The sequence below is a fragment of the Streptomyces sp. NPDC004647 genome (assembly GCF_040609575.1).
GTDB lineage: Bacteria > Actinomycetota > Actinomycetes > Streptomycetales > Streptomycetaceae > Streptomyces.
Map to the genome: position 1 here is coordinate 16,652 of NZ_JBEXKU010000049.1, position 12,176 is coordinate 28,827.

The 12,176-nt window shown below is 68.4% G+C and carries 13 protein-coding genes; all 13 read left to right on the forward strand.

What is annotated here, in order from left to right; genetic code table 11:
• The first annotated feature begins 226 nt into the window (after window positions 1-226).
• Window positions 227-1,345 carry an LCP family protein gene (locus tag ABZW18_RS21715; RefSeq protein ID WP_356189749.1) on the forward strand — a complete coding sequence of 373 codons (1,119 nt, stop codon included), beginning with the start codon at window positions 227-229 and terminating at the stop codon, window positions 1,343-1,345.
• A 314-nt stretch (window positions 1,346-1,659) separates the two neighbouring features.
• Window positions 1,660-1,884, forward strand: a complete 225-nt coding sequence (gene rpmE / locus ABZW18_RS21720) for a 50S ribosomal protein L31 (RefSeq protein WP_356189751.1) — start codon at window positions 1,660-1,662, stop codon at window positions 1,882-1,884.
• A gap of 110 nt (window positions 1,885-1,994) precedes the next feature.
• Window positions 1,995-3,071, forward strand: coding sequence for a peptide chain release factor 1 (gene prfA / locus ABZW18_RS21725; RefSeq protein WP_356189753.1), 1,077 nt, complete (start codon window positions 1,995-1,997; stop codon window positions 3,069-3,071).
• A 26-nt stretch (window positions 3,072-3,097) separates the two neighbouring features.
• On the forward strand, window positions 3,098-4,003 hold the full coding sequence (prmC, locus tag ABZW18_RS21730; RefSeq protein WP_356189755.1) for a peptide chain release factor N(5)-glutamine methyltransferase: 906 nt from the start codon (window positions 3,098-3,100) through the stop codon (window positions 4,001-4,003).
• Window positions 4,004-4,040: 37 nt separating this feature from the next.
• Window positions 4,041-4,688 (forward strand): L-threonylcarbamoyladenylate synthase, encoded by a 648-nt coding sequence (locus ABZW18_RS21735; protein WP_356189757.1) that lies wholly within the window; start codon window positions 4,041-4,043, stop codon window positions 4,686-4,688.
• On the forward strand, window positions 4,685-5,332 hold the full coding sequence (locus tag ABZW18_RS21740; protein WP_356189759.1) for a protein-tyrosine-phosphatase: 648 nt from the start codon (window positions 4,685-4,687) through the stop codon (window positions 5,330-5,332). The genes ABZW18_RS21735 and ABZW18_RS21740 overlap by 4 nt, the downstream gene beginning before the upstream one ends.
• Before the next feature lie 123 nt (window positions 5,333-5,455).
• Complete coding sequence (locus tag ABZW18_RS21745; RefSeq protein ID WP_356189826.1) at window positions 5,456-6,760, forward strand: serine hydroxymethyltransferase; 1,305 nt, start codon at window positions 5,456-5,458, stop codon at window positions 6,758-6,760.
• A 134-nt stretch (window positions 6,761-6,894) separates the two neighbouring features.
• A complete protein-coding gene (locus ABZW18_RS21750) occupies window positions 6,895-8,280 on the forward strand; it encodes an MraY family glycosyltransferase (protein ID WP_356189828.1) in 1,386 nt (461 codons plus the stop codon).
• 49 nt (window positions 8,281-8,329) lie between these two features.
• On the forward strand, window positions 8,330-8,719 hold the full coding sequence (locus ABZW18_RS21755) for a type II toxin-antitoxin system RelE/ParE family toxin (RefSeq protein WP_356189760.1): 390 nt from the start codon (window positions 8,330-8,332) through the stop codon (window positions 8,717-8,719).
• On the forward strand, window positions 8,716-9,021 hold the full coding sequence (locus tag ABZW18_RS21760; RefSeq protein WP_356189762.1) for a helix-turn-helix transcriptional regulator: 306 nt from the start codon (window positions 8,716-8,718) through the stop codon (window positions 9,019-9,021). Before ABZW18_RS21755 ends, ABZW18_RS21760 begins: the two co-directional genes overlap by 4 nt.
• Window positions 9,022-10,100: 1,079 nt before the next feature.
• Window positions 10,101-10,442 carry a hypothetical protein gene (locus ABZW18_RS21765; protein WP_356189764.1) on the forward strand — a complete coding sequence of 114 codons (342 nt, stop codon included), beginning with the start codon at window positions 10,101-10,103 and terminating at the stop codon, window positions 10,440-10,442.
• A 108-nt stretch (window positions 10,443-10,550) separates the two neighbouring features.
• Window positions 10,551-10,916, forward strand: coding sequence for a transposase (locus ABZW18_RS21770; RefSeq protein WP_356189766.1), 366 nt, complete (start codon window positions 10,551-10,553; stop codon window positions 10,914-10,916).
• 707 nt (window positions 10,917-11,623) lie between these two features.
• The gene (locus ABZW18_RS21775) at window positions 11,624-12,061 is read left to right on the forward strand and encodes a hypothetical protein (protein ID WP_356189768.1); all 438 of its coding nucleotides are present in this window, start codon (window positions 11,624-11,626) and stop codon (window positions 12,059-12,061) included.
• Window positions 12,062-12,176 lie beyond the last annotated feature (115 nt).

The following is a 12,176-nucleotide window of genomic DNA, read 5'->3' on the forward strand; positions in this document are numbered from 1 at the left end:
AACTGGCTGGATTCCGTACCACTTTTTCGGCTGAAACAGCAGGTGAGGGGGTCGCCCCCGGCCCGCGTCCGGAAGGCCGCGGCCGACGCCTTCTTAGAGAGCCCTTAGGCACGCCGTGCAACCCTGCTGCGGGAGCCGCCGTCCTGACCGGTGGCGACTTTCCACCCGACCGTGTCGGCACGGGGCAACGGGGAACCCGGACGAGACAGCGAGGACTGAGGAGCAGATGTCCGACGAGAGCATGACCCCGCAGGAGCGACCGGGCGGCATACGTGCCACCGGCCGCGGCCGTAAGGCGCCCGGCGCCCGCCGCGGGGCCCTTACGATCACCGCGTGGTCGGCCGCCGGACTGACGCTGCTCGGCGGAGCGGGTCTCGGATACGTCTACTTCCAGCTCGACGGCAACCTCAAGGGCGTGGACATCAACGCCGCCCTGGGCACCGACCGCCCGCACAATGTCGACAACGGTTCGATGGACATCCTGCTCATGGGGTCCGACTCCCGTGCGGGCGCCAACGGCAAGTACGGCGACGACGGCAGCGGCGAGCGCGCGGACACCGCGATGGTTCTGCACGTCCACAAGGGCCACAAGAAGGCCAGCGTCGTCAGCATCCCGCGCGACACCATGGTCGGCCGCCCGGAGTGCAAGAAGCCTTCGGGGGGCACCTCCCCGGCCGTGGAGCGGGGGATGTTCAACGAGTCGTACCAGGCCGGCGGCCCGGCCTGCGCCGTGAAGACCGTCGAGAAGATGTCCGGCATCCGCATGGACCACTACGTCGAGGTCGACTTCACCGGCTTCAAGAAGCTGATCAACGAGCTGGGCGGGGTGCCCGTCGACACCAGCGAGCCCATCAAGGACAAGTCGAGCAAGCTCGACCTGCAGCCCGGCAAGCACACCCTGGACGGCGAGCAGGCCCTCGGCCTCGTACGGACCCGGCACGCGGTCGGGGACGGCAGCGATCTCGGGCGCATACAGCTCCAGCAGGCCTTCCTCAAGGCGCTGATCAGCCAGGTCAAGCACGTCGACGTGTTCGGCGACCCGGGCAAGCTCTACGGCCTCGCGGACACCGCGACCCGGACCGTCACCACGGACTCCGAGCTCTCCTCCGTCAACAAGCTGGTCAGCTTCACCAAGGGCCTCAAGGGCATCGAGGGCAACGACATGAACATGGTCACCCTTCCGGTGAACTACGACAAGGACGACCCCAACCGCGTCCTGCCCATGGAGAAGCAGAGCAGGGAGGTCTGGAACGCGCTGCTGCACGACCGGCCCGTACCGAAGTCCGCGACCAAGGGCACAGCCGGTGACCGGGCCGGTGCCACCGGGGTCGTCAAGAGCTCCTGAGCTGCGGGTACGGCCCTCGGGCGGCGCCGAGCGGTACCTCGGGCGGATCCTGCCTCCCGGGCTCCCGGCGGCCCCTCCCGGCCGGCGCTGAGCCCCCGGCCGACCCCCCCGTTCCGGCCGGCGCTGAGCCTCCGGTGAGCCCGCAGAGCCTCCGGTGAGCCCGGGCGGCCCCCGCCGGGCCCCCGGGGAATAGATCGCCTCACCCCCCGGTTTTGGGAGATACGGCCAGTGCTGGCAGACTGGTACGTCGGCCCCGGTTCACGTAGCGCATCCCGCGCATACGACCCGGCGCCCTCCCGAACCTAGGAGATCCCTTGAAGCGCGACATCCACCCGGAGTACGTCGAGACCCAGGTCAGCTGCACCTGCGGAGCCTCGTTCACCACTCGTAGCACCGTCGGCGACGGCAACATCCGTACCGATGTGTGCTCCGCGTGCCACCCGTTCTACACGGGCAAGCAGAAGATCCTCGACACCGGTGGCCGTGTGGCCCGCTTCGAGGCCCGCTTCGGCAAGAGCGCCGGGTCCGGCAAGAAGTAGCGACCCGCAGGCGCCGGTCTTCGGTCGCCCCTGCCCAGGGGTGACCGGACCGGCGCTTTGTCGTCCCGCAGGTCCCGTATGCACCCACCCCTTTCAAGGAACGAGTCCCGATGTTCGAGGCGGTCGAGGAACTGATCGGCGAGCACGCCGATCTCGAGAAGAGGCTCGCCGACCCCGCGGTCCACGCCGACCAGGCCAACGCGCGCAAGCTCAACAAGCGTTACGCCGAGCTGACCCCGATCATCGGCACGTACCGCTCCTGGAAAGCGCTCGGCGACGACATCCTGACCGCCCGCGAACTGGGCGCCGACGACCCGGAGTTCGCCGCCGAGGTCAAGCAGCTGGAGAAGCAGCGCGAGTCGCTGACCGAGAAGCTGCGGCTGCTGCTCGTGCCGCGCGACCCCAGCGACGAGAAGGACGTCATCCTCGAGATCAAGGCGGGCGAGGGCGGCGACGAGTCCGCGCTCTTCGCCGGTGACCTGCTGCGCATGTATCTGCGGTACGCCGAGCGCAACAACTGGAAGACCGAGATCATCGAGGCCAACGAGTCCGACCTCGGCGGCTACAAGGACGTCCAGGTCGCGGTGAAGCTCAAGGGGAACGCCACTGCGGAGGCAGGTCAGGGTGTCTGGGCCCGGCTCAAATACGAGGGCGGGGTGCATCGTGTGCAACGGGTTCCCGCCACCGAGTCCCAGGGCCGTATCCACACCTCCGCCGCGGGCGTGCTCGTGCTCCCCGAGGCCGAGGACGTCGATGTCGAGATCAACGCGAACGACCTGCGGATCGACGTCTACCGCTCCTCCGGCCCCGGCGGCCAGTCGGTCAACACCACGGACTCGGCGGTACGTATCACCCACGTCCCCACCGGCATCGTCGCCTCCTGCCAGAACGAGAAGAGCCAGCTCCAGAACAAGGAGCAGGCGCTGCGGATCCTGCGCGCCCGGCTGCTGGCCGTGGCGCAGGAGGAGGCCGAGAAGGAGGCCGCGGACGCCCGCCGCAGCCAGGTCCGTACGGTCGACCGCTCCGAGCGCATCCGGACGTACAACTTCCCGGAAAACCGGATCTCCGACCACCGCGTCGGCTTCAAGGCGTACAACTTGGACCAGGTGCTCGACGGCGAGCTGGACCCGGTGATCCAGCGTTGCGTCGACGCCGACTCCGCCGCCAAGCTCGCGGCCGCGCAGTAACCCTCGTACGGACAGGGTGGAGGACCATGCAGCATTCTTCCGGGGGGCACAGCGACCCCCAGCGGCTCCGCCGCGGGCCGTACCCACGCTCACTGCTGCTCGCCGAGGTGGCCCAGGCGACCCAGCGGCTGGCCGACGCCGGCGTGCCCTCACCGCGCTTCGACGCGGAGGAACTCGCGGCGTTCGTCCACGGCGTGAAGCGGAGTGAGCTGCACGCCGTCGCCGACGGCGACTTCGACGCCCGCTACTGGGAGGCGGTCGCCCGCCGGGAAGCCCGCGAACCCCTCCAGCACATCACCGGCCGCGCCTTCTTCCGCTATCTGGAACTCCAGGTCGGCCCCGGTGTCTTCGTGCCCCGCCCCGAGACCGAGTCGGTCGTCGGCTGGGCCATAGACGCCGTACGCGCCATGGACGTCGTCGAGCCGCTGATCGTCGACCTGTGCACCGGCTCGGCCGCCATCGCGCTCGCGCTGGCCCAGGAGGTGCCGCGGTCCCGGGTGCACGCCGTCGAGCTCGACGAGGGCGCCATCCGGTGGGCCCGCAAGAACGTCGAGGGGTCCAGGGTCCAGCTGCACCACGGCAACGCCCTGACGGCCCTGCCCGAACTGGACGGCCAGGTCGACCTGGTGGTCTCCAACCCGCCGTACATCCCGCTCACCGAGTGGGAGTACGTCGCCCCCGAGGCCCGCGACCACGACCCCGGGCTGGCGCTCTTCTCCGGCGAGGACGGCCTCGACACCATCCGCGGTATCGAGCGCACCGCCCACCGGTTGCTGCGCCCCGGCGGCGTCGTCGTCATCGAACACGCCGACACCCAGGGCGGCCAGGTCCCGTGGATCTTCACCGAGGAGCGGGGCTGGGCCGACGCCGCCGACCACCCCGACCTCAACAACCGGCCGCGGTTTGCCACAGCGCGAAGGGCTATGCCGTGAAGAACCCGGACATGTCCCAGCCAGAGGAGGCCCGTTAATGGCACGGCGCTACGACTGCACCGACGCGACCGACCGGCAGACCGGTCTGCGCGAAGCCGCTTCCGCCGTCCGCCGCGGCGAACTGGTCGTGCTGCCCACCGACACCGTCTACGGCATCGGTGCGGACGCCTTCGCCGCCGAGGCCGTCGGCGACCTCCTGGAGGCCAAGGGCCGGGGACGCACCATGCCCTCGCCCGTCCTCGTCGGCTCCCCGAACACCCTGCACGGCCTGGTCACAGACTTCTCCGAGCAGGCCTGGGAGCTGGTCGACGCCTTCTGGCCCGGTGCGCTCACCCTTGTCGCCAAGCACCAGCCGTCGCTGCAGTGGGACCTGGGCGAGAGCCACGGGACCGTCGCCGTACGGATGCCGCTGCACCCGGTCGCCATCGAGCTGCTGACCGAGGTCGGCCCGATGGCCGTCTCCAGCGCCAACCTCACGGGGCACCCCTCACCGCAGGACTGCGACGCTGCCCAGGAGATGCTCGGCGACTCGGTCTCCGTCTACCTCGACGGGGGGCCCACCCCCGCCGCCGTGCCGTCCTCGATCGTCGACGTCACCGGCAAGGTGCCCGTGCTGCTCCGCGCGGGCGCGCTCTCCGCCGAGGAGCTCCGGGAGGTCGTACCCGACCTCGAGGTGGCCAATTGACCGCCCCTGAGGGGCGTGGCATAGCGGGCAGTACCGACAACCCCTTCCGCATCCTCCACGTCAGCACCGGCAATGTCTGCCGCTCGCCGATCACCGAGCGGCTGACTCGCCATGCCCTGTCGGACCGCCTCGGCGACCGGCTGACCGGCGATCTGATCGTGGAGAGCGCGGGTACCTGGGGGCACGAGGGCGCCCCCATGGAGGCGCACGCGGCGACCGTCCTCACCGACTTCGGTGCGGACCCGGCCGGCTTCGTCGGCCGCGAACTCCTAGACGAGCACGTCATCCGCGCCGACCTGGTGCTGACCGCCACCCGCGACCACCGCGCCCAGGTGATCTCCATGGGCCACTCCGCGGGCCTGCGCACCTTCACCCTGAAGGAGTTCACCCGGCTGGTGCGCGCCATAGACCCGGCGACACTGCCCGACCCGGAGCCCGCCGGCGCCGTGGTCGACCGGGCCCGCGCCCTGGTCCGGGCGGCGGCAGCGCTGCGCGGCTGGCTGCTGGCGCCCAGCCCGGACGCCGACGAGGTCTACGACCCGTACGGCGCCCCCATCACCTTCTTCCGCAGCATCGGCGACGAGATCAACCAGGCCCTGGACCCGGTCGTCACGGCTCTCACCGGCGTCCCCACCAAGACCTGAGCCGCCGGCTCGCACCCGAGCACCTGCGCCTCCACCGCTCCGGCTCTACATTGGCAATGACCCTCCCCCAGACTTCGTCAGGGGGGCGCTCCCACCTGATGTCCGGAGCCAGCCATGTCAGCGATGCCGGTCAGCGACGTAGAGACGGACGCAGAGACGACACGTACGCAGTGGGGGCCGGACTTCGACGCGCTGCGCCGCCAGGACCCCGAGCTGGCCGGACTGCTGCTCGCGGAACTCAGCCGCCAGTCCGGAGGGCTCCAGCTGATCGCGGCGGAGAACTTCACCTCCCCGGCCGTCCTCGCGGCGCTCGGCTCGCCGCTCGCCAACAAGTACGCGGAGGGCTATCCGGGCGCCCGTCACCATGGCGGCTGCGAGCTGGTCGATCTCGCCGAGCGGCTCGCCGCCGAGCGGGCCACCGCCCTCTTCGGCGCCGAACACGCCAACGTCCAGCCGCACTCCGGCTCCTCGGCCGTCCTCGCGGCCTACGCCGCCCTGCTGCGGCCCGGCGACACCGTGCTGGCCATGGCCCTTCCCCAGGGCGGACACCTCACCCACGGCTCCCCGTCGAACTTCTCGGGCCGGTGGTTCGACTTCGTCGGCTACGGGGTGCACCCCGGGACCGGGCTGATCGACTACGACCGGGTCCGCGCTCTGGCGCACGAGCACCGGCCCAAGGCCATCGTCTGCGGCTCGATCTCCTATCCCCGGCACCCCGACTACGCGGCCTTCCGGGAGATCGCCGACGACGTGGGCGCGTATCTGATCGCCGATGCCGCGCACCCGATCGGGCTGGTCGCCGGGGGAGCGGCGCCCAATCCGGTGCCGTACGCCGATGTGGTGTGCGCCACCACACACAAGGTGCTGCGGGGCCCGCGCGGCGGGCTGATCCTGTGTGGCGCCGATCTCGCCGAGCGGGTCGACCGGGCGGTCTTCCCGTTCACTCAGGGCGGCGCCCAGATGCACACCATCGCCGCCAAGGCCGTGGCCTTCGCGGAGGCCGCCACCCCGGCCTTCGCCGCGTACGCCCACCAGGTGGTGGCCAACGCGCGGGCGCTGGCCGAAGGGCTGGAGGCCGAAGGGCTGGCGATCACCACCGGTGGCACCGACACCCATCTGATCACCGCGGACGTCGCCCCGCTGGACCTCGACGGACGTACGGCCCGCGGCCGCTGCGCCGCCGCGCGTGTGGTCCTCGACACCTGCTGTCTGCCGTACGGCGTCGCGCCGCCCGCGCCGACGACGGGCATCCGGCTGGGCAGCGCCGCGGTGACCACGCAGGGGATGGGGGAGACGGAGATGGCGCGGATCGCGGCCCTGGTGGGAGCGGCGCTGCGGCAGGAGCCGGGGGCCGGGGCGGGGGCCGGCGAACTGGCTGGGAGCTTCCCTCCGTACCCCGCGGCGTATCCGGCTGAGCCGCCCGGGTAGACGGCTCCGTGCAACCGACCCGGGGCCGCCGGGTGTCCTCCACCACGTGCACGCGTGATGTGCACGCGTCCCGGCAGACCCGGCAGTCCGTGTCGAGAAGCTAGTGTGTGGGGCTGAGATGGCCAGCGATAACTCTGGGGACGCCCGTGCGTGAATACCTGCTGACGCTGTGCGTCACGGCCGCGGTCACCTATCTCCTGACCGGCCCGGTGCGGAAGTTCGCGATCGCGGTCGGTGCGATGCCGGAGATCCGTGCCCGTGACGTGCACCGCGAACCGACGCCGCGGCTCGGCGGCGTCGCCATGTTCGGCGGGCTGTGCGCGGGGCTGCTGGTCGCCGCCCATCTGACCAACCTCAAGAGCGTCTTCGAGCTGTCGAACGAGCCGCGGGCGCTGCTCTCGGGCGCCGCGCTGATCTGGCTGCTGGGCGTGCTGGACGACAAGTGGGGTGTGGACGCCCTGGTCAAGCTGGGCGGCCAGATGATCGCTGCGGCCGTGATGGTCATGCAGGGTCTGACGATCCTGTGGATTCCGGTGCCCGGCGTCGGCACCGTCTCGCTGACCTCGATGCAGGGCACACTGCTCACCGTCGCGCTCGTCCTCATCACCATCAACGCCGTGAACTTCGTCGACGGGCTCGACGGGTTGGCCTCGGGCATGGTCTGCATCGCCGCGGCGGCGTTCTTCATGTACTCGTACCGGATGTGGTTCGGCTACGGGGTCGAGGCGGCGGCGCCGGCGACGCTCTTCGCCGTGATCCTGATGGGCATGTGCCTGGGCTTCCTGCCGCACAACATGCACCCGGCGCGGATCTTCATGGGCGACTCGGGCTCGATGCTGATCGGTCTGGTGCTGGCCGCCGGTGCGATCTCCATCACGGGCCAGGTGGACCCGGACCTGCTCCAGATCTTCACGGGGTCGGAGCGGGCGGCGGTGCACGCCACGGTCCCGGTCTACATCCCGGTGGTGCTGCTTCCGCTGACGATCATCGCGGTGCCGGTCGCGGACCTGGTGCTGGCCATCGTGCGCCGCACCTGGAAGGGGCAGTCCCCCTTCGCAGCCGACCGCGGGCACCTCCACCACCGTCTGCTGGAGATCGGCCACTCGCACAGCCGGGCCGTCCTGATCATGTACTTCTGGTCGGCGCTGATCGCCTTCGGCGCGGTCGCGTACTCGGTGAACTCGGCGAGCGTGTGGATCGTGCTGCTGATCGTCGCGCTGAGCGCGGTGGGCCTGGCCCTGCTGCTGATGCCGCGCTTCACACCCCGGGCACCGCGCTGGGCGGAGTCCTTCCTCCCGCCGCGCTACCGCAGCGACGGGCGGTCCACGGCGGCTGCGCCGGAGCTCTCCGAGGCGGGCGTCGCGACGAGCGGGACCGTCCGGACCACCGAAACCGCCGATGCGGCTGGGGAGCCCGTGGAGCAGGAGGGCGGTAAGGGCCGCCGCATCCCGGCCGGCGCCACTGCGATCGGCGCCCGCTCCGGTCTTTCGCTGCACAGCGAGGCGGCAAAGCGGCGCTGAGCTCTTCCGATCCGGAGCCCCAAACATTAGACCGTGCTAATATGGTGCAGTGGATGGGCCGTACGAACTCAGGTTCTTCAGCGACGTACTGGAGTGGATCAACAATCTCGCCAAGGAGGACTCCGACAGTCACGATCACGTGATTGCGGCGCTGGAGCGGCTGCAGGAAGCAGGACCTGCTTTACGGCGTCCCACCGTCGGGACCATCGAAAACAGCCAGTACCACAACATGCGCGAACTACGGCCTCGCAGTGGAGCTGCGGTCAGCATCCGGATGCTCTTCATTTTCGACCCGGCGAGGCGGGCGATCTTTCTCGTGGCGGGGAACAAAGCGGATAGGCGCCAGTGGGATGCTTGGTACGCCAAAGCCATCAAGGAAGCAGACCGCAAGTTCACGGCCTATCTCGAGGCACTGGAGAAGGAGGACGAGGAGACATGAAGCTCGGACGCATGGCTGACCTCACCGCCGACATCGGCCCCGAGAAGCGCACCCGTATCGATGCCATCAAGCAGGAGATGGCCGATGCGGAGCGTGGCCACGAGCTTGCGGCTTTGCGGAAGGCTCAAGGAATGACGCAAGGCCAGGCCGCTGAGGCGATGGGCGTCACACAGGGACGTATCAGTCAGATCGAGCGTGGCCAGGCCCGCCTCGACACCTCCACCATGGCTGCCTACCTCCACGCCATCGGTGGCGAGCTGACGATACTGGCCACTGTCGGGAACATTTCCGTGCGTCTGTAACGGCCTGAGTTGGGGGCAGTGTCTCCGCTCATCGTCATGCAGCCACCGGCGGCAGGTCGCGGGCGACTGCCCGGCGTCGTTGGCACAAGGCGCATGTGGCACCTGCTTCCCCCGTGGGGCTACTGGCTGGGCGGAGTCCTTCCTCCTGCCGCGCTACCGCCGCAGCGGCCGCCCAACGGCGGTTGCCGTTCCGGTGTCCGAGCCTTCTTCGGTCCCGGAGTTGGCCTGCAGCAGTAGGACGAGGTGATCCGTACCCGATTCCCTGCACAGCGGAGTGGTTGAGGTGGGGAAGAAGCGAGTTCTTGGGCACGCTCTTAGGTGGCGGTTTTACCACCAAGCTCCACAGGAGCGTGGACGGCCTAGCCTGTCGCTGGCCATCACGCCGAGGCCAGGTAGTTGACTGCACCCAGCTGGGGTCTGTCCTGGAGAAGATCCGCTCCCACGGCTCAGGACAGGCGGACCCCGCAAGAAGTCCGGACAGCGTCGCGAGCTCACCCTCGCTTCCACGAATCTCTGATGGTTCGCCAGGTAATGGTGGAGCTGGCCGAGTGTGGAGAAAAGAGCCCGCCCGCCTGCGCAAGAGTTCACGCGGTGGACGGCCACCCGGCTTCGACAAAGACCGTTACAAGAAGCGCGACAACGTTGAGCGGGCAATCAACAAGTCGAACGGGCAAACAACAAGCTGAACCATGCCCGGGCAGTCGCCACTCGCTATGACAGGTGTGCTACGTCTTCCTCGAGGGGCCGCCGCAGTGTTGTCATCTGGCTCCGCACTTATCTACCGGACAGAACGTGTGCGAGGGCGGGAATGGCTCGATTCATTTCTGGCCCGGGCTAATGGTCCACGGGCACATGGAACATTATCGGGCATCTCCGACCTCGTTTGCGGCATAGATCAAGTATGCCAATGCCGCTGCAACAGGAGTCTCGGTCATTGAGCCCCTGCTAGTGCCCCGTGAAGTCGCTACGTTGGCGTCGCTAGTGATCTCGCCTGTGGTAGACATGTGCAAACAGGGGTGACGCGTCCATGACCAGGCTGTGTCCAGGCTGCCCCTGATCTGAGAACACGGGGAGGAAGTATGCGCAAGTTCATGAGCACGACTGTGGCCGCCATCGCACTGTGCGGCTCGCTCGGACTGACCACCGGCGAGGCGACTGCTGTGACGAAGGCCCCCCAGGGAGTCGCTGCTGAAGCGGCGGCGTTTGGTGCAAAGCCGGCCTGCGTCAAGGTCAAGGAGACCACCAATTACCAGGGTTACGAATTGGCTAAGGTCCACAACACGTGTCGGAAAGCCAAGAAGCTGAAGGCCATCTTCAAGTACGGCTACGACTCGAGCTGCATTGTGGTGAAGGCAGGGAAGAGGAAGAACTTCATGTCCAGTCAGCCCTGGACCGAGTTCGACAAGATGGTGACTTGCTGACCTTGGTCAAGTGACTCGCCGCGAGGCGGCGTCTCCCAAGCGGGTACTTTGTGCCTGTGGGGGGCGCCGCCTCCCCTTGTTTGTGGTCCATCCTGGGCTTGATCCGCTTTGACGGACATTCGAGATCAGGATTTCCCCCCCCGGGAGGATGTCCATCATGGGGAGAAGAGCCCTCGCCCTCGCCGTTCGTTCACGCCGGAGTTCAAGTCCGAGATCGTCGAGCTGCGCCGACGCGGTGACCGCTCGGTCCGTCGGATCGCCAAGGACTTCGATCTGACCGAAACCACGGTCCGGCTGTGGGTCAGCCAGGCAGAGGTCGACGCGGGTGAACGAGATGGTCTGACCAGCGACGCGGCGGCACGGGCTGGCCGGGTACCACTGCCGCCCGCTTCCGCCTTCGGCGCATGCCGTTCGGACTGTCCGCGCTTGCCGCATCCGTGCCAGGCGCGCCGACTGGGGGTTCCGACGAGGTAAGTGCAGTCGTCCAAGCCCGCGAACTGTCAGGTACCCGACGGTCTGGATGAGTGGATCATGGTCGTTCCGATGGCTTGAGTCCCAGCAGCCGTAGGTGGACTGGGGCAAGGTCGTCACATGCTGAAGGGCTGGACATCCAGAGCGGAGCGAGCGGAGAGTTCCGGGCCGAGACACTGACGGTCCGAATGAGGCTGCAACGTCAGTAAACAAGCTCCACGTCTTGCCAGTGTCGAAGAGCGGGTGTTCACGGATCTGTGATCACCCGCGTCCCTGTCGTTGGGCGAGGGCTTGGCTGCCGACTGCTCCATAGGCTTCACAGTCGGTGATCCAGGTTGTCGGCTGGTCGGGGAGCCTACGGAGCATGCCGGAGGATGCTGAGCACGGCGAGGAGGGGGCGCCCAACATCCCGGCCGGCGCGACCGCGATCGGCGGCAGTTCCCGCAATTGGCGAGCCAGGACAAAACGGCGCTATATCAGACAAACGGCCGGCCGTCAGCTCATTGGTGCGGGGGTTAGCTCGAATGTGTGATGGGCAGCACACCAACTAGGTAAAGACCTCATCAAATAGTTTGTGATACCGTTCACGAAACCCGGCGATGGAGCCGAAGGACCGCAGTACGGCGGTGCTTTGGCGAGAGGTGCGACCTCGGCCGGGCCCTACGCTCGTCCATGACGACACCCCCCAACCCGTCAGCGGAGTTGCCGCCATGCAATCGAATGACGCACGAATGCTCCTCCATACCGCCGTGCCCACGGCCGCCGTCGGTGTGATCGCCGTCGTTGTCGGTGCTGTGCTGGCCGGTGGCAAAGGGGCGATCGGCGCGGCATTCGGCGCGGTCCTTGTGATGCTCTTCATGGGCGGCGGGGTCGTCGTGCTGCAGCGGACCGCGAAGTCGTTGCCCCACTTGTTCCAGGCGATGGGCCTGATGCTCTACACGGTGCAGCTGCTGCTGCTTTTCACGTTTGTGGCCGTGTTCAAGCAGACCACGCTGTTCAATCACCGGGTTTTCGCCGGTGCGCTCGTCGCGGCAACGCTGACCTGGGCTGCTGCACAGGCCCGCGCGTACATGAAAGCCAAGATTCTTTACGTCGAGCCGGAATCGGCCGACGCCCGGAAGCCCGAGCCCGCGGGGTCGAAGGCGTGACGGGTGGGGCCGCAATACGTTTGAGCAGGAGCTCCTGCTATCGTCCGGTGCCAACTGAGGTATCGCGGGCGCAGGCCGCCGAGTTCCCGGGTTCCACGGGACGGAACCGGCAGCC

Bases quoted from the DNA above. Each gene is read 5' to 3' on its own strand.
- ABZW18_RS21715 (WP_356189749.1), top strand. From the start codon at position 227: ATGTCCGACGAGAGCATGACCCCGCAGGAGCGACCGGGCGGCATACGT.
- ABZW18_RS21745 (WP_356189826.1), top strand. From the start codon at position 5,456: ATGCCGGTCAGCGACGTAGAGACGGACGCAGAGACGACACGTACGCAG.
- ABZW18_RS21760 (WP_356189762.1), top strand. From the start codon at position 8,716: ATGAAGCTCGGACGCATGGCTGACCTCACCGCCGACATCGGCCCCGAG.
- prfA (WP_356189753.1), top strand. From the start codon at position 1,995: ATGTTCGAGGCGGTCGAGGAACTGATCGGCGAGCACGCCGATCTCGAG.
- ABZW18_RS21765 (WP_356189764.1), top strand. From the start codon at position 10,101: ATGCGCAAGTTCATGAGCACGACTGTGGCCGCCATCGCACTGTGCGGC.
- prmC (WP_356189755.1), top strand. From the start codon at position 3,098: ATGCAGCATTCTTCCGGGGGGCACAGCGACCCCCAGCGGCTCCGCCGC.
- ABZW18_RS21735 (WP_356189757.1), top strand. From the start codon at position 4,041: ATGGCACGGCGCTACGACTGCACCGACGCGACCGACCGGCAGACCGGT.
- ABZW18_RS21775 (WP_356189768.1), top strand. From the start codon at position 11,624: ATGCAATCGAATGACGCACGAATGCTCCTCCATACCGCCGTGCCCACG.